The organism is Olivibacter jilunii (assembly GCF_900607235.1).
Lineage (GTDB): Bacteria > Bacteroidota > Bacteroidia > Sphingobacteriales > Sphingobacteriaceae > Olivibacter > Olivibacter oleidegradans.
Window position 1 is genome coordinate 120,446 of sequence record NZ_LR027855.1, and the last position, 20,288, is coordinate 140,733.

The 20,288-nt window shown below is 41.1% G+C and carries 19 protein-coding genes and 1 riboswitch; of the genes, 9 read left to right on the plus strand and 10 right to left on the minus strand.

What is annotated here, in order from left to right; genetic code table 11:
- Positions 1-530 precede the first annotated feature (530 nt).
- Positions 531-1,058, plus strand: a complete 528-nt coding sequence (locus E0E36_RS21920) for a YceI family protein (RefSeq protein ID WP_130857762.1) — start codon at positions 531-533, stop codon at positions 1,056-1,058.
- Between the two features lie 197 nt (positions 1,059-1,255).
- Here the strand turns inward: E0E36_RS21920 and E0E36_RS21925 are convergent, their stop codons facing one another.
- On the minus strand, positions 1,256-1,693 hold the full coding sequence (locus E0E36_RS21925) for an acetyltransferase (RefSeq protein ID WP_130857763.1): 438 nt from the start codon (positions 1,691-1,693) through the stop codon (positions 1,256-1,258).
- A gap of 98 nt (positions 1,694-1,791) precedes the next feature.
- Here E0E36_RS21925 and E0E36_RS21930 point away from each other — a divergent pair, with 98 nt between their 5' ends.
- On the plus strand, positions 1,792-2,481 hold the full coding sequence (locus E0E36_RS21930) for a helix-turn-helix transcriptional regulator (protein ID WP_130857764.1): 690 nt from the start codon (positions 1,792-1,794) through the stop codon (positions 2,479-2,481).
- Between the two features lie 20 nt (positions 2,482-2,501).
- Here E0E36_RS21930 and E0E36_RS21935 read toward each other — a convergent pair whose 3' ends face one another.
- The 4 genes from E0E36_RS21935 to ribD are packed head-to-tail and all read right to left on the minus strand — an operon-like array spanning position 2,502 to position 5,914.
- On the minus strand, positions 2,502-3,359 hold the full coding sequence (locus E0E36_RS21935; protein ID WP_130857765.1) for a nucleoside phosphorylase: 858 nt from the start codon (positions 3,357-3,359) through the stop codon (positions 2,502-2,504).
- Between the two features lie 3 nt (positions 3,360-3,362).
- The gene (locus E0E36_RS21940) at positions 3,363-3,980 is read right to left on the minus strand and encodes an IMPACT family protein (protein ID WP_013666650.1); all 618 of its coding nucleotides are present in this window, start codon (positions 3,978-3,980) and stop codon (positions 3,363-3,365) included.
- A 21-nt stretch (positions 3,981-4,001) separates the two neighbouring features.
- On the minus strand, positions 4,002-4,865 hold the full coding sequence (locus tag E0E36_RS21945) for an EamA family transporter (RefSeq protein WP_130857766.1): 864 nt from the start codon (positions 4,863-4,865) through the stop codon (positions 4,002-4,004).
- Between the two features lie 2 nt (positions 4,866-4,867).
- Positions 4,868-5,914: a bifunctional diaminohydroxyphosphoribosylaminopyrimidine deaminase/5-amino-6-(5-phosphoribosylamino)uracil reductase RibD gene (gene ribD / locus E0E36_RS21950; protein WP_130857767.1), complete on the minus strand. Its 1,047-nt coding sequence runs from the start codon at positions 5,912-5,914 to the stop codon at positions 4,868-4,870.
- Between the two features lie 358 nt (positions 5,915-6,272).
- Here ribD and prmC point away from each other — a divergent pair, with 358 nt between their 5' ends.
- Positions 6,273-7,133, plus strand: coding sequence for a peptide chain release factor N(5)-glutamine methyltransferase (gene prmC / locus E0E36_RS21955; protein WP_130857768.1), 861 nt, complete (start codon positions 6,273-6,275; stop codon positions 7,131-7,133).
- Complete coding sequence (locus E0E36_RS21960) at positions 7,134-7,922, plus strand: glycoside hydrolase family 25 protein (RefSeq protein ID WP_130857769.1); 789 nt, start codon at positions 7,134-7,136, stop codon at positions 7,920-7,922. It begins immediately after the preceding gene.
- Between the two features lie 189 nt (positions 7,923-8,111).
- Here E0E36_RS21960 and E0E36_RS21965 read toward each other — a convergent pair whose 3' ends face one another.
- On the minus strand, positions 8,112-9,380 hold the full coding sequence (locus E0E36_RS21965) for a serine hydrolase (RefSeq protein ID WP_130857770.1): 1,269 nt from the start codon (positions 9,378-9,380) through the stop codon (positions 8,112-8,114).
- Positions 9,381-9,625: 245 nt separating this feature from the next.
- Between E0E36_RS21965 and E0E36_RS21970 the strand changes: the two genes are divergently transcribed.
- The 3 genes from E0E36_RS21970 to E0E36_RS21980 all read left to right on the plus strand — a co-directional run bounded on the left by E0E36_RS21970 (position 9,626) and on the right by E0E36_RS21980 (position 13,102).
- Complete coding sequence (locus tag E0E36_RS21970; RefSeq protein WP_130857771.1) at positions 9,626-10,732, plus strand: YncE family protein; 1,107 nt, start codon at positions 9,626-9,628, stop codon at positions 10,730-10,732.
- 106 nt (positions 10,733-10,838) lie between these two features.
- Entirely contained in the window at positions 10,839-11,894 is a 1,056-nt protein-coding gene (locus E0E36_RS21975; protein WP_130857772.1) for an oxidoreductase, read from the plus strand.
- An 11-nt stretch (positions 11,895-11,905) separates the two neighbouring features.
- Positions 11,906-13,102 (plus strand): BaiN/RdsA family NAD(P)/FAD-dependent oxidoreductase, encoded by a 1,197-nt coding sequence (locus tag E0E36_RS21980; protein ID WP_130857773.1) that lies wholly within the window; start codon positions 11,906-11,908, stop codon positions 13,100-13,102.
- A gap of 91 nt (positions 13,103-13,193) precedes the next feature.
- On the opposite strand, the gene E0E36_RS21985 is transcribed toward E0E36_RS21980, so the two are convergent.
- From E0E36_RS21985 to E0E36_RS22000, 4 genes are all read right to left on the minus strand, one after another.
- Positions 13,194-14,375 (minus strand): homoserine dehydrogenase, encoded by a 1,182-nt coding sequence (locus E0E36_RS21985; RefSeq protein WP_013666641.1) that lies wholly within the window; start codon positions 14,373-14,375, stop codon positions 13,194-13,196.
- A 31-nt stretch (positions 14,376-14,406) separates the two neighbouring features.
- Positions 14,407-15,465, minus strand: a complete 1,059-nt coding sequence (locus E0E36_RS21990) for a homoserine O-acetyltransferase family protein (RefSeq protein WP_013666640.1) — start codon at positions 15,463-15,465, stop codon at positions 14,407-14,409.
- Positions 15,466-15,499: 34 nt separating this feature from the next.
- Complete coding sequence (locus E0E36_RS21995) at positions 15,500-16,804, minus strand: O-acetylhomoserine aminocarboxypropyltransferase/cysteine synthase family protein (protein WP_130857774.1); 1,305 nt, start codon at positions 16,802-16,804, stop codon at positions 15,500-15,502.
- 254 nt (positions 16,805-17,058) lie between these two features.
- Positions 17,059-17,167, minus strand: a riboswitch (SAM riboswitch).
- A 216-nt stretch (positions 17,168-17,383) separates the two neighbouring features.
- Positions 17,384-17,926 (minus strand): GNAT family N-acetyltransferase, encoded by a 543-nt coding sequence (locus E0E36_RS22000; protein WP_013666638.1) that lies wholly within the window; start codon positions 17,924-17,926, stop codon positions 17,384-17,386.
- 250 nt (positions 17,927-18,176) lie between these two features.
- Here E0E36_RS22000 and mqnE point away from each other — a divergent pair, with 250 nt between their 5' ends.
- Both mqnE and E0E36_RS22010 read left to right on the plus strand, forming a co-directional pair.
- A complete protein-coding gene (gene mqnE, locus E0E36_RS22005; protein ID WP_013666637.1) occupies positions 18,177-19,373 on the plus strand; it encodes an aminofutalosine synthase MqnE in 1,197 nt (398 codons plus the stop codon).
- A 275-nt stretch (positions 19,374-19,648) separates the two neighbouring features.
- Positions 19,649-20,278 (plus strand): histidine phosphatase family protein, encoded by a 630-nt coding sequence (locus tag E0E36_RS22010; protein WP_013666636.1) that lies wholly within the window; start codon positions 19,649-19,651, stop codon positions 20,276-20,278.
- Positions 20,279-20,288: the final 10 nt, after the last annotated feature.

Here is a 20,288-nt window from a genome sequence, read left to right on the forward strand (position 1 = left end):
AACCTGAAAATACAATTCTTATTAAAAATTATTCTAAAGAAGAGTTGGGGAGGGGGAAGTGGAGTAGTTAAGTAGTGGAGTAGGGAAGTAGTTTATTAGTCAATGGGATAATTATTCATTCGTGTTCACTTTAAAGGCATTCATGAGCTCCCTACGGTCGGTTAGCTGATGTGATGATTAGCCAATTAGCCAATGAATGATTAGCCGATGTGATGATTAGCCAATTAGCCAATGGGATGATTAGCCGATGTGATGATTAGCCAATTAGCCAATGGGATGATTAGCTAACGTTATCATGGGCTGATTGCTGATTTCCGATAGCTTAAAGCTTACTGCTTATAGCTTATACCTTAAAACTTACTATAAAGCTTACTGCTTATAGCCTAAAACCTAATGCCTAATGCCTAACACCTAAAACCTAATGACTAAACCGTCATAGCAATTTCACAATAAATGTTTAAACATTAATTTAATATTAAAGTATTTATCTTTGATTCATCAAGACAGAAATGTATTAAAAATTTAAAAATATGGCAACAACATGGGTAGTAGATCCTGTACATTCGGATGTACAGTTCAAGATCAAACATTTGGTAATCTCCACCGTTACCGGTGCGTTTAATCAATTTGACGGTCAAGCGACAGCAACAGATGGTTTTGAAGAGGTAACAGCGAATTTTAGAATTGATGTAAAAAGCATAGACACTAAAAATGCTGATCGCGATAACCATTTAAGAACCGGTGATTTTTTTGATGCAGATAGCCATCCTGAAATTTCGTTTAACTCCACTTCTTGGAGAAAGATTGGGGATGATGAATTTGAATTAATGGGTGACTTAACGATGAAAGGAATAACTAAACCTGTTACGCTTAAAGCTGAATTTGGCGGGATTGAAAAAGATGCTTACGGCAATACCAAAGCGGGCTTTGAAATTACCGGAAAAATTATCCGTAAGGACTTCGGTCTTACTTACAATGCACTAACTGAAACAGGAGGCCTTGCTCTTGGTGAAGACATCAAATTAGTGAGCAATATACAGCTTGCAAAACAAGCATAATTGTTGACGGTAAAACAATGTAAGAAAGTGTTTAAAAGGTAGTTAACACCTAAAAAAAGTGTCATTGCGAGCGGTCAGTTTTTTAACAAAAACAAAGGAGCCCAAAGGACGATTTAGTTATATCCTCGCTCTGTAGGACTCGAAGGTCATTGCGAGGAACGATGGTGATGGACTTTTTAGACACTTTTTTTATATTATTAAACATTTCCCCATTCCATACTTAAGATGGGATAGGGTTTTCCTGCATCATCTACAGCGGTACGGCCGACAACCACAAAACCCATATGCTTGTAAAAGCCGACCGCTTGCTGATTCTGCTCATTGACATCAACGGTTCTTGCATCCTTTTCATCCAAGGCATACTGCACTAATTTTTTACCTATTCCGATCCCGCGTTTGGTTGCATCTATAAATAGCATTTGGATGGCTTGGCCGGAGATCCCAATGAAGCCGGTTAGTATGCCATCTTGCCTGATGTGACCGTATAAATCTACTGAGTCGAGGTATTTATTATAAATCAGTTCTTTATAATACAAAATATCTTCTTCTTTAAGAAAATGATGAGTCGCTCTTACCGCACTTTCCCAAATCTCCATGACACGTTCATAGTCGTGCCGGGTTAAACTTTTAATCATCGCTATTGGCTAAATTTCAAAGATAAACTTTTACTTATCTTAAATGACTTTTTTCTATACTTGTCAATCTTTTTCTAGAATTAGGTTCTCGAACTCACATGAATAGAATCGACAGACTTTTTGGTATTGTAACGTTACTTCAGTCACGCAGATATGTCGGAGTAGAGGCGATCGCGGAAAAATTTGAAATTAGCACCCGAACAGTTTACCGAGATATCCGAGCAATTAATGAGCAAGGTATTCCTATCAGTTTTGAAGCGAACAAAGGTTATTATATTGTTCAAGGCTACTTTCTGCCACCGATATCTTTCACAAATGACGAAGCCAATGCACTGATCCTTATGGAACGTTTTCTAGCGGGTTTCGCTGATCGTTCTATACAAAAACACTATACCGCAGCATTAAACAAAGTCAAAAATGTAATGCGAGGTCAACAAAAAGAGCAATTGGAGTTCCTGAACGAGCATATTAAATTACAAATTCCATCCCGCCTCCAAAATGATTTTGAATATTTATCCACCATTCAGCATGCCATCACCAATAAATCAATCTTGCGTATCGATTATGAAAAGGAAAATGGTGAGCGAAGTTGTCGTGAAGTGGAAGCAATCGGACTTATTTTTTACGCCTTTAGCTGGCATCTCATCGCTTGGTGCCACCTTCGCCATGAGTATCGCGACTTCAGGGTATCAAGAATTAAAAAGTTGTTTGATCTAAAATGTCCTTTCAGAAAATCAGATCACATGCCAGTGGCTGACTTTATGAAGAAGCTACCTGTGGATTATTAGCTAAAAGTCGTATCCGGGACTTAGAAATGCGCTAATACTAAACGTATTGCCTTTTCAACGGTCTTCTGCGGTTCTTTGCTAAAGACGCCCTCTAAGCGACTTGCCAATATCGCATTTACGGAAATCGCTTGATGGCCCAACGATTTAGCTAAGCCATATATACCCGCTGTTTCCATCTCTAAGTTGGCGATGCGCATTCCCTTATAACGGAAGGAACAAAGCTTGTTTAACAAATTCGTTTGGTGTTGTTCTGCACGTGTAACTCGCCCCTGCGGTGCATAGAACCCCGGAGCCGTCAAAGTGATTCCTTGCGGAACGCCTTTGGCCAGTTGATGCAACAAATTGTCGGAACAAGCAGCCACATAGGGATGTATATATTGGGTTGATAAATGCGTTTGAAAGGCCGTCTGCAATTCCAATTCAACCGCAGCTTCTTCTTTTCGATAATAATGCAACAGCGGATCGAGCCCGATACCGAAAGTGGATATCAAAATGGAATCTAAAGGAATATCATTGTGTAGGGCACCTGATGTGCCAATCCTTATGATATTCAATGATCGTAACTGCGATTTAACTGTACGACTACGCAGATCGATATTTACCAAAGCGTCGAGCTCATTTAATACAATATCGATATTATCTGTGCCGATTCCTGTTGAGATAACACTCAGCCTATTTTGTCCCACATAACCGGTATGTGTAATAAATTCTCGTTTACCTTTCTTCACTTCAATCCGATCAAAGTACTTGCTTACTTGACCAACACGGTCAGGATCGCCTACGGTAATAATGGTATCGCCCAAATCTTCAGGCAATAAATTCAAGTGGTAAACGCTGCCATCGGCATTCAATATAAGATCGGTATCCGTCATCTTCATATGCTAGGTGGTTCGCAGGTATTTTACTTTTACGTTCGTTAAATGTTGTAATTTACTTAAGGTATGATTGACTTGTGTTTGGCGGATCTCAAAAGTCAGTGAACAGTTATTATCGAAAGCCTGCTGCTGCACAATTAGATCGTCTTCTTTAACAATGCGCATCACATCATTCATCTGCATGTAATCGAAACTCACCTCATATACGTCATTGACTGTTTTTTCTATTATCCGGGCCTGACTGACGGCGTCTTGTGTAGCGCTTTTATAAGCATTGATCAATCCTGGAACGCCTAACAGTGTACCGCCGAAATAACGTACTACCACTACCATTAGGTTCGTCAAATCATGCGATAGAAGTACATTTAATATGGGGCGACCGGCCGTACCGGAAGGCTCCCCATCATCGTTTAAGCGGAATACGGAACGATCTGTTGTTAAACGGTAAGCCCAGCAGTGATGTCGTGCTTTCGGATGGAGATCTTTCACTTCGGTTATCACATTTTTGAGATCTTCCGGATCACTAAAAGGGTAGGCATAGGCAATAAATTTACTTCCTTTGTCCTTGAACAGACCTTCAGCCGGTTTTTCAATCGTTTTATAGGTATCTTCAAATAAATTCATGAATAATAATTCGCTTAAAGCTTATAATAGGCCAATGATAATTACTGAGATCACTGCCAATACCAATCCAACTTTGTTTAAAGTACTTAATTTCTCCTTAAACAGGAATAAACCAACAACTGCACCTACAACAATGACACCTATATTCATTCCTGAAAACACAACAGAAGGATTGTTTGGTAAAGCCTGATGAGCTTTCATATAAAAGAGGATATTTCCAAAGTTAAAAAGTCCCAGCCCCAATCCCCAAAGGGTTCCTGAAAGCGAAAATTTTTCCTTTTTGGTGCTTGCTAAAAAGCCGAGGTACAAAAACGACACCAAGGTACAGAGTACGAAAACCAAAAAAATCGAAGTTCTATACGAAACTGCTTGGTATTGGGCAATATGTTTAAAAAGAATATCGATTATTCCCATACCGAAAAATACCATCAGCGGATACTGCCAGGCATTTTTGCTTGTAAGGCTGTGTTGATTGCGTTTCTGCCATTTAATAGAGCATACGATGGCCGCTAATCCGATGGCTACGCCAAAAAGTTTGGTAGCACTTGGATGTTCATTAAAGATAAAGAATGCAGCCAGGAGTGGAATAAAAAGAGACAGACGTTGAGCCACTTCCGTTCGCACAATGCCCGAATAGCGTATAGATCCCGCAATGATAATAAAGAGGGAGGGTAGTAATAATCCCAATGCTAAATAGCTTATTAATGGCGCCTCTGCGATGGAAAAATTACTTAGATCGGGCTTCAGGTAATGGTAGCTCAATAAGACAGTCATCGGATAATTCCATGCAATCATTTGCAGGGTGTTAACCGAATAGCGCCTAGCCAATTTGATAATCACCGATACCGTGACGCTGCACAAAACACTTAAAAGGACTAAGAGCATCTCTATTTGTTAAAATAAACGGTAAGTGAATCATTCCCTATGTTTTCCTTGATTTGAGGTATAACCTGCAAACGGGGAGCGTCTAAACCATCCTTCCAATAAGCCTGTCCTCTAAACACACGCGCTTCATCCCACAAACCCGCCTTTATAAATAGATTGAGCGTTTTTATACCGCCTTCAACAACAAGTGATTGAACATCCATCAAGTGAAGCTGATATAGAATATTTTGTGGCAAATACCAGTCGAAATTTTCCAACGCAATCAACTTTAGTCTGTCTTGCCAATCGGTTTTTTTCGCGTTGAATACAATTGTTTCCGCTTCTTTATCAAACAAATGAAGATGAGGTGGGAGCGAAAGCTCTTTATCAATAACGATCCGTTTGGGATTTCTTCCAAACCAGTGGCGGACAGTCAGTTGTGGATTATCGATCAACGCCGTATTGGCTCCTACCAAAACCGCATCTTCTTCGCTACGCCACCGATGGTTGACCACCTGTGCAGCGGAGCCCGTGATCCATTGCTGTTTTTCACCTTTAGGAGCAAAATAACCATTTGCTGTTTCTGCCCATTTTAGTATAACATAAGGTCGTTGGTGCTGCACCCGAGTAAAGAAACGACGGTTTACAAATTTTGCTTCTTCTTCCAGCACACCTTCAAGTACGTCAATTCCCGCTTCACGCAATTTGGCAATACCACGACCGTTTACTTGTTCAAACGGATCGTTACAAGCAACAACCACTTGTTTTACTTGATGCTTGACGAGCAGATCGGCACAGGGGGGCGTTTTCCCATGATGGGAGCAAGGCTCTAAAGTAACGTAGACGGTCGATTCTCTCAATAGATCAGCAGCGTTTGGATAACGGTTAAAAACATCGGCAATAGCATTCGGTTCGGCATGGGCCTCTCCGTATTTTCGATGCCATCCCTCGCCAATGATGGTATCATGATGTACAACCAAAGCGCCAACGATCGGATTTGGACTGACACTACCCTGACCGAGCTCAGCGAGTTCCAGACAACGCCGCATATAGATTTCGTGATTAGGCATGCACAAACCTAATGAATTTTAGTAGCTGTCGATCAATAGGCCGATTTTTTTTACAGTTTTATGTTATGTTGAGTGGAGTTTTAAATGATGAATGTTGCCTGCCTGTCGGTAGGCAGGAATGATGAGTGATGAATAAGTTTTTTTTGTGCATTGCTAGGAAGTTTAAAGTGCGGATAGTTGAGTGGTGGAACAGGGAAATAGCAAGAAGACATAGGACAGGAAGAAAACTCGCAACGCACAACTAAAAAAGTCTTGATATCTACCTGCCTGCCGGTAGGCAGGTGTCTTGATACCTGATACCTCACGGCAGGCTTTTTACTTTTGAATTTTTACTTTTGAATTTTTACTTTTGAATGCCATGCAACTCGAAGCCGTCAAAAAACGATTCATAGAAAAATTAGCTGTTTTATACGAAGCTACCGAAGCGGAAAGCATCTTTCTGATTGTGTTGGAGGATCTGTTGGGGTATAGCAGAAGAGACTTACTCCTTCACAAATCCATGAGCTTGAACGACGAGCAACTGGACCAGCTAGAAGATGCCGCCAGCCGTATAAGTGCCGGTGAACCGGTTCAGTATATCATAGGACACACACCTTTTATGGGATTATCCCTCCATGTGAATCAACATGTCTTGATTCCTCGCCCCGAGACCGAAGAACTTGTAGATCTTATCATTCAGGATTTAAAACTGTCCAATAGCTCGGAACCTAAACTAATAGACATAGGCACGGGTTCGGGCTGTATTCCAATTGCTATTAAAAAGTATGTTAATCAAGCACAGGTTTACGCCTTGGATGTATCGGTTGAAGCACTGGCCGTAGCAAAGCAGAATGCAGCGGACAACCAATGCCCTGTTCACTTTATGCTGGCCGATATCCTGGAATGGGACATTATCTTTGCAGAAGAGGTTAAATTCGACGTGATTGTCAGTAATCCGCCTTACATCACCAATAGCGAGCAGAAGGGAATGCATCCGAATGTATTACAATTTGAACCACATTTGGCTCTCTTTGTGGAAGATCAGGCACCGTTACTCTTTTATGAGACGATTGCCGCATTCGCCTTAGCGCATCTGGAAAAAGGGGGGAAGCTCTATTTTGAGATCAATCGAAATTTCGGGCAGGAAGTAAAAGATTTACTAACAAAAAAGGGATTCAAAAATATCCTACTTAAACAGGATATACATGGCGCAGATAGAATGGTGAGGGCCAGCTTATAAATGAGTGCGACTAGAAGAAAGAGAAGAAAAGGAAAGAAAAAGAGTAGCGAAAGACCCACTCGCTGGAAATGGATATTAGCCCTGTGCTGTGGATTGGCATTAGCCTGCATTGCAGTCGTTAACCATTTTCTATTCCATAAATGCACGCATTACGGCATTAAAATACCAGCAGGATACCATACACACGGCATCGATATATCCCAATATCAAGGTAAAATTGATTGGGATGCTTTATGTATGCCTCAGGATAGCGATATTCATATCTCCTTCGTTTATATGCGCGCCTCAATGGGGATGCGTACTGATAAAAAATTTAAAACCAACTGGCAAGAAGCAAAGGCACACGGTATAAAACGAGGTGCCTATCTCTTTTTTCATCCGAATAAAGACGGTGTAAAACAAGCAGAACTTTTTATTAAACGAGTGGGAAGGTTGGAAGGCTGTTTGCCTCCCGTTGTTGATATCGAAAAAACTTATCGTACCGATAAAACAGTTTTGAAAAAGCGTCTACAAGACTGTCTGAATACCCTGCACAACCACTACGGTATCCGTCCCGTTGTTTATACCTATACTACTTTTTACCGCGATTACCTGGGTGAAAAGTTTGATAAATACCCCTTATGGATTGCACATTACGAGCGTGAGGATAAACCTGATTATATCAATCGCCCGTGGGATATCTGGCAACATAGTGAACGCGGAAAAATCGCCGGCATCACTGAGTTCGTCGACTTCAATGTCTTAAACTGCAATAATAATATTATGCCTTGTGAGGTTTGTGGTTATTAGTTGGTTATTAGTTATTGGTTGTTAGTTATTGGTTATTCGTTGGTTTGTGCTTTATCACTATTACTGAACCATCATTAGCCGTATAAAAACTACTCGACTAATTGACGATTTACAAGGTATAAATCATGGTAAGTACGCTTAAAACGCGAAACTACCTATCGCGATAGTAAGCCGACATTATCACATTGGCTAATCGGCTAATTTCTGACTCAACGATTCACCAAAAATAAACTTTCCCAAATCCGGCTTCACCTTCTTTTCCCGTTTTAGCTCATGTTCATAAACCAACCTACCTAGGTTTTTCAGAAAAGGGTAGGTGACCTCTTCGTATTCATAAACACTATCATTATAGATTTCGTTATTGTTGGATTGCACAACAGCTGTTAGCAGGAATTCGACACCGTTTTTAAAATCTACGATATAAGCGTTGTCGATATTGTAGCCGTAGGAATCACCATACTTATTGAAACTGCGGATACGACCATCCGGATGGACACCTTTTTCCCGACCGAAAAACAATAACTTACTATAGGTAGGCCAGAATTCAGTGCTGTCATATTTAGGAAAATCGGATTCTTGTGGAAAACGCGACATATAGTAGTAGATGAAGCGATAGTCTTCATCCCTCAGATGAAATCGTTCTTTCTTCGGGAAGGCTTCTGGAAAAAGCAGTTTTTTCATGATCAGCTGCTGATCGGCTAGCGCATATGCATTGAGCCCTTCAAAGCTGTAGGGCTTATGAATGAGACTGTCATTGGCATCCCTATAAGCTTTACCACGAATTAGATTTTGTAGATCCAAGGGGTAATCTTGCGGATCGTATTGGGCCGCTTGTTGATAGATAAGCAGATCATCTTTATAAAAAGTAATTGGGTTCGTATGTTTCGCCCATTCACCCTTATCGCCAATCGCTAGGCGATTGATAATGCGACTATGACTGGCCCCATGTTTCTTCAAGCGGCGATTGATATCAGCCCGTCCCAAGAATTCGTAAAGACGATTGAAGGCATCGTTATCACTGGTCAGTAAGATTTTTTTGATATAATGCCCGATACTGGGCAGTCCATTGGCGGAGGAAGAGTCGATCTCAACCCTTGTTTGTCTTTCCCAAGCGCTATCGATTTTCAGCGGGGTATTTTTATCCAGTCCTTTAATTTTCAGCTCATTGATTTTCTCTAAGGCGAAGATAGATGCCGGGAGCTTAACCGTACTGGCGGGATAGAAATACCAGTTAGGATTTAATCGGTAGCTAAAAGAAGTAAAATGTGGTTTATTATGTTTATCGCGATCTATTTGGGTATAAAGAATTTGCACCTGCTTTCGTTGCGGATCATCGAGAACAGCTTTAAAAAGTTCGGGATGACTTTCAATTAAATTCTTTAAAAATAGGGTATCCATCGGTTGGGCATAGATTTTATAAGAAATTAACAATAGGCAGAAAGGGAGCAGTATTTTCATCCGTATTCAGGTTTGTGCAACTAAGGTAACAAAAAACTCATAAACTTGCATACAAAATCAAAGCCTGGCAAGTATTACTTTTGGATAATCATCCCGAATGGCTATTTTTGTCAACAGAAGGAAAATATCAGCTTATAGATCTAAGACAATATACACACCAATTAAATTTCAGCTTAAGAGTAGCAATTTTACTTGTTAAGCCGTTATAACAAGCATACAATAAAAATTCACCTTATAAACAACAAATGAAGACAAAAATCAACTCTCTTTACCTAAGCTTATTAGCCGGAACCTTACTTACACTGGGAGCGTGTAGTAACAGTGATGACGATGTTGCTCCCATAGATCAACTTCCTGAAAACACCGGAATGTTCGTTTTAAATGAGGGGGCCTTTGGTGGGACCTCTAATTTAGGATTCTATAGCTATGGAACAAATCAATATAATAATAGCGCTTTCACTGGAAATTTAGGTTCTGGGGCAAACGATTTGTTAGTATATGGAAGTAAGGTTTATATTTCCGTTACTGATGCAAACAAGGTTGTTGTATTAGATGCCAAAACGAGATCGGAATTAAAGGTGATAAACATATCATTACCTAGGTATCTACTGGCTCATAAAGGAAAAATATATGCTACTAGCCATGGAGAAAATAAATTGTTTGCCATTGATACTACGAGTAGTTTTTCCATAAATAGTGTTGCGGTTGGTAAAAGCCCAGAACAACTTACAACTACTAATGGAAAAATTTATGTAACCAACTCTGGATGGAGAGATGCGTTGAACGGAGGAACTTACGACAACCATATATCTGTAGTAAATCCTACAACATTAACTATTGAAAAAGATATTGTTGTAGCAGAGAATATAAGCGCAATAGCTGCTGATACGACTAAGAATGTTTTATATGTAAATGCTTCTGCTATTTATAATGGTAGTCAAATTTCTAAACCTTCTAAATTATATATTGTTAATACAGCAAATGATCAAGTTGAAGGAATGAGCTTTGGAGCAGAGAAAATTGTGGTAGTACCAGGCGTTAAAAAAGCATATTTGGTTAGTAGTAATCGGACCAATGATGGAAAAAACACCTTCTGTAGTTTAGATTTGGTTAGTAAGACAGTTCAAAATATCACGTTAAGTAACGTTAGCTTCGAACAACCTTATAGCTTAACTTATATTCCTGAAATTGCCCGCTTAGTGCTTGGTGATGCAAAAAATTATACCAGCAATGGGCAAATGTATGTTTTTGGTTTGTATCAATCCGGAGACTTAGGGCTTGAATATTTTACACCGGTAGGTGTTAATCCCGTAAAAGTCGGATTTACGTTCGGCTCATATGTAATGCGATAATTTTTTAAGTTTACTTTAATTTTAATAAAATGGATTGGTGTTTGATCAGTCCATTTTATTTTTACACCCTTGCCCATCTCTCCTCAATTCCCTATCTTCGTCTCCCATGCAACTCAATGTAGGATTGATCGGTTTTGGCATGGCAGGACAAGTGCTTCATGCTCCTCTTATAAGCTCCGTAGTAGGTTTAAGATTAACAAAAGTCTATGCCCGTCGGAAAGAACAGCAACATATATTACGGGCTAAATATCCGGACGTAAACATCGTAACCGATGTACAGGATATCTTTAATGATAAGCAAGTCGATTTGGTTGTGATAGCTACTTCCAACGATGTACATTTTAGTCTTTGTAAAGCGGCCCTATTGGCAGGCAAACATGTGGTGGTGGAGAAACCTTTTACCAATACATTGGAAGAAGCAAACGAGCTGATTGCAATAGCGAAAAGCCAAGGCAAATTATTATCCGTCTTCCATAGCGCTCGTTGGCATAGCGATTACCTGACCGTAAAAGACGTGATTGCTAGTGGCGAACTCGGGCGATTGGTAACGATGGAAATCCGCTATGACCGTTTCCGCAACTACCTCCGGCCGAATGCCTGGCGTGAGGACGACCTACCCGGTTCGGGGATTTGGTTCGACCTTGGAGCACACCTCATCGATCAGACCTTACAATTATTCGGCAAACCGCAAGCACTCTTTGCGTCACTACGTAAAATGCGGGAAGGAGTAGGGGCGGTGGATGATTTCGAAGTTTTATTGTATTACCCGCAAATAAAGGTTTCGCTCAAAGGAAGTATGTTGGTAAAAGAACCAACGCCCCGTTTTGCACTTTATGGAACGGAGGGAGCCTTTGTAAAACCGGGTGTCGATCCACAGGAAGCGGCACTTCGGGAGGGGAAAACACCGGCCGACTTACCAAATTGGGGCGAAGAACCGGAAGAAATATGGGGCATCCTCAATACAACGGCTGAAGAACCGAATAACCGGAGAAAGATTCGCAGCCAAAAGGGAAATTATCCGGGTTATTACGAAAATGTGCGTGATGCCATTCTCGGAAAAGCAGAATTAGCCGTAACGGCTGAGCAGGCTCGGGATGTGATTTATCTATTACAATTGGCGGAACGAAGCTGGGACGAGAAACGTGTGTTATCTGTTGACTAAAATTATTTTCCATGGAATATGATGTCCTCATCATAGGTGGAGGTGCCTGCGGTCTCATGTGTGCGGTGCAGGCTGGTTACTTAAGCAAAAGGGTAGCAGTGCTGGAACGAAACGACAAGTTAGGCGCCAAAATATTGATTTCAGGAGGGGGCCGTTGTAATTACACCAATTTATACACAGCTCCCACTAATTTCATCTCTGAAAATGAACACTTTTGTGTTGCCGCACTCCATCAATGGAGCGTCGATGATACCATCCATTTTTTTGAGCAACAGGGTATTGCAGGGCAGGAGAAGACCTTAGGACAGTTGTTTCCGACTTCCAACAAGGCTAAAGATGTGGTGGCTGTATTTGAACGCTTACTTAAGGAACTGGGGCAACGGGTGATTTTAGAGGCTGAGGTTAAATCTATCGAAAAGAATCCGGCAACCGGATCTTTTCAGGTCATGTTCCATCATAAAGACCGTTTGGAAAGCTTGGAGGCTCCCAAGGTGGTTATGGCCAGCGGTGGACTCCCTATTGCTAAATTGGGGGCTAGCGATTTTTCGCTTCGTATAGCAAAGCAATTCGGCTTGGCCGTGACCGCCACAGCACCGGCACTGGTTCCGCTGACAATCACCGGAAAGGATGCCGAATGGTTCAGTGCTTTGGCGGGCAATTCGATTTTCAGTAAAGTCTGGAACAATCGAGCAAGCTTTGAAGAAAATATTTTATTCACGCATTGGGGCCTCAGCGGCCCTGCCATTTTACAGATTTCCTCCTATTGGAATCCGGGCGAGCTGATTTGGATCGACTTACTCCCGAAACAACGCATTGCCCAACTAATTCAGCTAGAACGCGAAAAAGGGGGGAAGCGACTCCTTGCACAGCTATTGCAAGATCACTTTACTAAGAAGTTTACTGAAGCATTAGGCAAATTTCTACCTATCGATAAGAAAATCGCATCCGTCGGCAAACAGGACGTGAAACTAATGGAACAGGTGATTCACCGCTTTGAAGTGAAACCGGCAGGTAGCAAGGGCTACGACAAAGCTGAAGTAATGCGTGGAGGCGTCAGCACGGAAGAGTTATCTTCGAAAAGCCTGGAAGCCAAAAAATGCACCGGACTCTTTTTCGGTGGCGAATGCGTTGATGTAACCGGCTGGCTAGGCGGCTATAACTTCCAATGGGCCTGGGCAAGTGGCTATGTAATTGCGCAGCATTTGTAATCGTTATTTGTTGCTCGTTATTAGTTATTAGTGATAACTAACAACCAATAACCAACAACTAATAACTAAAAACCAATAACTAACAACTAACCTAAGGTACCTCAACCACAAATCCCTTATCGGCGGCCAATAAGTCCTTATTGGCGATCAAAGACTCCAGATTAATGTCACCGATAATGTATTTGAATTCGCGGGCATAGTGTCTTTCTGATACCTTTAGAAAGTTTAGCTTTTCCAAAATAGATTCATCATTATACCGTAGGTATACGGTGATCTTATGGTTATTACTATGATTCAACTGGGTTGCTTCCAGGTGCTTTTTATATTCATAGCGGTAGTCATACCGTAAAGCGGCGATATCTGACAGCACAGCTGAACCGGTTGGATGCCCTCCGGCACCTTTTCCATAGAAAAACTGTTGATCGGCAAACGCAGCCTGTACCACTACACCATTATATTCGTTCTCTACAGAATAAAGAATGCTTTTCTCATTCACAAACTTAGGGATTACGTAGAGTATTACTTTTTCATTTCCAATTTCCTTAGCCGTCGGCACTAATTTAATTTTGTAGTTTTTCTCCCGTGCAAAACGAATGTCGTAATCGGATAATTGATCGATACCAATGTTAAGAATTTCTTCCGGTTTCACATATAATCCGTACGCATGAGAAGCAACAATAGCAAGTTTAAATTTTGCATCAAAACCACCTACGTCCAAGATGGGATCCGTTTCAGCAAAACCTAGATGCTGTGCTTGTTTTAACGCGGTGTCATAGTCCATATGCTCGTTAAAGATCTTGGACAATATGTAATTGGACGACCCATTAAAAATACCGGAAACGGAATGGAGTAGCTCATTGTCGTAGTACTCCTCTAAGTTACGGATAATAGGAATACTACCACATACCGCCCCTTCATATAAAAGACTCGTTCCATACGCCTGCTGAATATCTACCAGCTCTTCCAAATGTGTGGCGATCATTTTTTTATTAGCTGAAACGACGTTTTTGCCGTTCTTTAGGGCTTTCGATACGATATGGAAAGCGGCATCGGCGTCGTCTATGAGCTCTACAATGGTATTGATCTCCACGTCATCCAATAGCTCATCTGCTTGGGTAGTAAATAATTCCAGGGGTAGTGTTCTTTTTTTGTCGGGGTTTTTAATAGCAAAACGTTTGATTTCCAGGTTTAGCTTTTTGGTTTTAATGATATCGTATAAGCCTTGGCCTACCACGCCAAAGCCAAACAATCCTAGTGTAAGCTTTTTACTCATTGTTCTGTTAGATCTTCTTCTCTATATATTATTAAATAAGTGGTTGCAAGGTTCTATCCAAACGATTGGGATAACTTTGTTTCAAAAAAGCAGCGATTTCTTTACTGATCTGCTTGGTTTCGATCAAAAATCCGTCATGTCCATAAAAGGAGTTGATGGCCGCAAATTTGGCGTTTCTAATATGTTTGGCCAAATACTTTTGTTCATCCAAAGGAAATAATATATCGCTTGTAATACCAATAACCAACGTTTTTGCACGGATATGCTGCAAAGCCTTCTCTGCGCCATCACGACCCCTTCCCACGTTGTGGGCATCCATGGCCTTACTCAGAAACCAATAACTGTAGGCATTGAAGCGCTTCACTAATTTCTCTCCCTGATAATTTTGGTAGGAAGAGGCACGGAAATCATCTATTTTCTCATCCGAGCTTTCCAGTTGCGTGGCGCCGTATGTTTCGTAAGTCCTGTAAGAAAGTAAGGCGATACTCCTAGCTACTTTCAAACCTTTCGCTCCGCCATTAGGTTTATTCGCATAAAAGGTCCGGTCGGCACTGATCGCCAACCGCTGGCTTTCATTGAAGGCAACGCCCCAAGGCGAATGTTGGGCATTCGTAGCCAATAAGACAAGATTCTCAATCCGATCAGGATGGATAATAGCCCATTCCATGGCTTGTTGCCCGCCCAACGAGCCTCCAATTAGTACTTTAATCTTATCAATGCCCAGGTGCTGCGCTAAAAGCTCATGTGCCGCCACCAGATCCCGAATGGAGAACTGCGGAAAAGATAAATAATAAGGTTGATCGGTACTTGGGTTGGTTGTCAACGGATTGGTTGTCCCATAATGAGATCCGATAATATTAGCACAAATAATAAAATGTTCCTGCGGATTGAACAAATCTCTTTCCCCAAACAAACCGGGCCACCAGTCGAACACATCCGAATTTGCAGTCAGCGCGTGACAAACCCATACCACATTATCTTTACGTGTATTTAATCGACCATAGGTATGGTAGGCTATCTGTAAACCCTTCAATCGCTTCCCGTTTTCAAGCCGGAAGGTTTTATTATAATTGAATTTATGGATACTCATATATAATAGGCGCCAAATGCGCTGTTAAATTTTTCTATTTAATCTTCTCGAAAGCTTGCTGTAAATCAGCTATTATATCATCTATATGTTCAATACCAACGGCCAAGCGCAAGGCTGTTGGCGTAACACCGGCAGCCAGTTGTTCCTCATCCGAAAGTTGTTGATGGGTTGTAGCCGAAGGCTGAATAATCAGCGTCTTTGTATCACCCACATTGGCTAAATGGCTGATTAACTGCAAACTATCCACAAAAGCTGTTGCACTTTCCTTTTCGCCTTTCAGTTCAAAAGACAATACTGCTCCAAAACCATGCTGTAGATACTTCTTAGCACGAGCATGCGCCGGATGTGATTCCAAACCCGGATAATTAACCGATTGGACCAAGGGATGCTGCTCCAACCATTTAGCTACACTTAGTGCGTTGTCAACATGTCGTTGTACACGCAACGAAAGCGTTTCCAATCCCTGAAGCAATAAGAATGAATTAAAAGGGGAGAGGGCCGGACCGAAATCCCGCAGTCCTTCTACACGGGCGCGGATTGCAAACTGTATATTACCAAAAGGCCCATTTACACCGAACACATCCTTAAATACCAGGCCATGGTATCCCTCGGAAGGTTCGCTGAACTGCTTAAATTTACCATTGCCCCAATCATAATTGCCACCATCAACGATTACACCACCAATGCTAGTTCCATGACCACCGATCCATTTTGTTGCCGATTCGACCACCACGTGTGCCCCATGTTCCAGGGGTTTAAATAGGTAACCTCCGGCACCGAAGGTGTTATCAACAATCAGCGGAAGCTCAAATTTTCGCGCCACTGCGGCAACCGCCTCAAAATCGGGGATGTTGAAACTTGGATTACCGATTGTTTCAATATAAATAGCCTTTGTTTTATCGTCAATAAGCGCTTCAATAGCGGCTGCCTCATCATTTTTTGCAAAACGCGCCTCAATACCCAAACGTTTGAGAGACACCTTAAATTGGTTATAGGTGCCGCCGTATAAATTGGAACCGGTCACAAAGTTCTCACCACTTTCCAAAATATTTGTTAAGGCCAAAAATTGTGCTGCCTGTCCGGAGGCCACCGCAACCGCTGCTACCCCTCCCTCAAGCGCCGCAATACGCTTTTCAAAAACATCCGTTGTCGGATTCATGATTCGCGTATATATATTCCCGAACTCTTTTAAAGCGAATAAATTCGCACCGTGCTCAGAATTGTTAAAGACATAGGAAGTCGTTTGATAAATAGGAACCGCCCGTGCATTAGTAGCAGGGTCTACTTCTTGTCCCGCATGGACTTGTAAAGTATCAAATTTTAGATTTTTAGCTGACATTGGATTCTTCTTTAAAGTGTTTAATCGTTTGTTTATTAGTGTAGACGTATGCACATACAATACATCAAACGATGTATGTTTAGCATCGGTTAAAAAGAGTGTTCTTTTTAACAACAGCACATATACATGCAAGAGCAATGTATATAAGAAAAAGACTGCTTTTTGCCAGTGAAGGTATGATCGAATGATTGCCGGTAAAGTACTGCACCGGACTTGAATGTGCTGATAGTTGAATGCGATTTCATTGTCTTATTCATTTATATGCTCCCATTTATCTGGGACAGGATTTGGCACCTTTTCCGAACGCTTCGGATGGTTGCCAGTGGGTCTTAGAGCCGGTCTCTCGCCACTTCTTTATAAATCAAGACTCTTTTAAAGAGGAATTGATCAATACATTGTTGAATGTATGGCGCAAATATACATTTTATTTTAAAATTCAAAAGTAAAAAGTAAAAATTCAAAAGCCTGACTGCCGTAGGGATGGTAAAAATTCAAAAGCCTGCCTGTCGGTAGGTGCTACCGCCACTACTCGTTCATCATTCAAAATTCCTGCCTACAGGAAGGCAGGCATCACTCACATTAAATTGCTTGCTGAAATCCCTTATCCTTATGAATCAACTTAGCCGTAGAGGCCGGTAGATCGATGGGACGGGTATAGGTTACAAATTCTTCCTCTTTTAATGCGTTAAAAAAACCTAGCTTCTCTACCATTCGAGTAGCCGGCTGATTATCCTCATTAATGCATATTTTTATAAAGGAAGCGCCCAAACAATATTTCGCCATCTCGATCATTTGATTGAAAGCAGCAGGCATAATTCCTTTTCCCCAATATTCCGGTAATAGAGAACCTCCGAAAAAAATGTCTTTTTTCTTTTTATTCCAGTTATACAACACACAACAGCCGATTACCTTTTCCGGTTCATTTTTCAACCGAATCGTATAAATGTACTTACATAACCAAAGCATTCTTTTAGTAAACTCTTCGACCGTCTCATCACCAACTTCATCATTGATATTGATTTTCCAGAACAGGTCCGGTCTCGTATAGACATTGTCGAAGATTTCCGCGTCTTCAATGGTTAGTTTACGCAAAACAATGGGCTCTACCTTTAATGTATCCATAACTCAAGAAATTAGAACAAAAAACGGAGGTTGTTATTTGTTGATTTAAAGCTACCTCAATCTTTCCAATAAAACAAACAAGTGAGTTTTAAAATTGTTTGAGGCGAGTTTTAAGTCGTAAGTTATACGTAATACGTGCCTACCGCTTACCGCGGAAAGCCTACAGCCCGTAAATCTTACTTTAACGAGACGGTTACATGTTTGCATATCCAGCCAAGTTTATCTAAGTTTGTCGGTAAGATATTTGTGTATGGAAGCAGATAATAGGTTACAGCTGGTCATCGATGATCCCCATTTAGATGCAGAATTAAAAGAAATAGCATTAAAAGTTCTTAACAATGAGCGCATAAGCTTCGAAGAAGGGGTAGTACTTTACGAGAAAGGCGAATTAGGCTATTTAGGCGTATTAGCAAATTATATTCGGGAGAAAAAAAATGGCAACTACACCTATTTCAACCGGAATTTCCATATAGAACCGACCAACTTATGCGTGTATGACTGTAAGTTCTGTTCCTATTCGCGTTTAATTAAAGAGCGGTCAGAAGGATGGGAAGCAAGCATGGAAGACATGCTGTCAACCATCAAAAAATATGATAATGAACCGGTTACAGAAGTCCATATAGTGGGAGGGGTGCTCCCGCAATACAATATGCAGTTTTATATGGATTTGTTTTCTGCTATAAAAAAACATCGCCCACAACTTCACGTCAAGGCATTGACACCGGTTGAATATCATTATATTTTTAAGAAGGCAAAAGTAGATTACGCTACGGGTATGCGCATGATGAAGGAGGCGGGATTGGAGTCCATGCCGGGCGGCGGAGCGGAAATTTTCCATCCGGAGATACGAGACCAGATCGCTAAGGATAAATGTAATGCAGAACAATGGTTGGCCATTCATGAGGAGTGGCACAAACTGGGCATGTATTCAAATGCAACGATGCTTTATGGCCATATAGAAGCATTTCATCACCGCGTTGATCATATGGAGCAACTGCGTCAGTTGCAAGACAAAACAGGCGGATTTCAAACATTTATCCCCCTCAAGTTTAGAAACAAAGACAATCAAATGTCGCACATTCCTGAATCTTCGGTCATCGAAGATTTGAGAAATTATGCGATAGCACGCATTTACCTCGACAACTTTCAGCATATAAAGGCATACTGGGCTATGATCAGTAGAGATACAGCGCAGCTGTCTTTGAGCTTTGGTGTGGACGACATAGATGGCACCTTAGATGATACTACCAAAATCTATTCAATGGCAGGAGCTGAAGAGCAAAATCCAGCCATGAGTACGCAGCAACTGGTTGAGCTGATCAAGCAGGTAGGACGGCATCCGATTGAACGTGACACCTTATATAATGTGGTTACGGATTATCAGGATTATCAGTTCGAAGAAAGCAATCCTAAAAAAAGCTATTACAGCTTGCCGGTGTTGAATTAGGGAATAGGGAACAAGTGAATAGGGAGTAAGGCAACGGGGTGCTAGACTTGTTCATGGCTAACCGGTTCCCAAGATCACTGGACTTGGGGAGTAAGGGAATGGGACGCTAGACTTGCTCACTACTCCATAATCAGGCTTGGATGATGTCTTGATACTTTTATCCTGAACTACTAAAGAACAAATTACTTGAATGAAACCTGCATAAATTGCCATATACCGAAGAAAAATGAATAATTTATGCAAGCTTCATCACCGATAAAGAACAAATCATTTTAATGAAAAAATTATTCTATATAATCAGACACGGAGAAACCGATTTAAACAAACAGGGAATAGTACAGGGCAGGGGTGTCAACACACCGTTAAATGACCTGGGAAATCAACAGGCGCAGGCTTTCTATGAAGCTTACCAAGCAATAAAATTTGATAAAATATATACCTCTACCCTAATCCGAACCCATCAAACAGTCGCTAATTTTATTAATCAAGGTATTCCTTGGGAACAGCTCGAAGGACTGGATGAAATTAGTTGGGGAATTTACGAAGGTAAAGAGCAATCCACTAACATTATCACAGGTTTCAACTCGATTACGCAGCAATGGAGCGAAGGGAAATTAGATATCGCCATAGAAGGAGGCGAAAGTCCTAATCAAGTACAGGAAAGGCAAAAAAAGGCTATGGATTATATCACCTCCCAACCCGATGAACGCAATGTGCTTATCTGTATGCACGGTCGCGCGATGCGTATTCTACTTTGCTTACTGATAAACAAACCTTTATCTCAAATGGACGACTTTCCTCATATGAATACGGCTCTATATTTAGTTTCCTATAATGAGGGTACCTTTACGATTGAAGATCATTACAACATAAACCATTTAGCACAGCTTCAGGACGTCGAATAGCATTTTATAT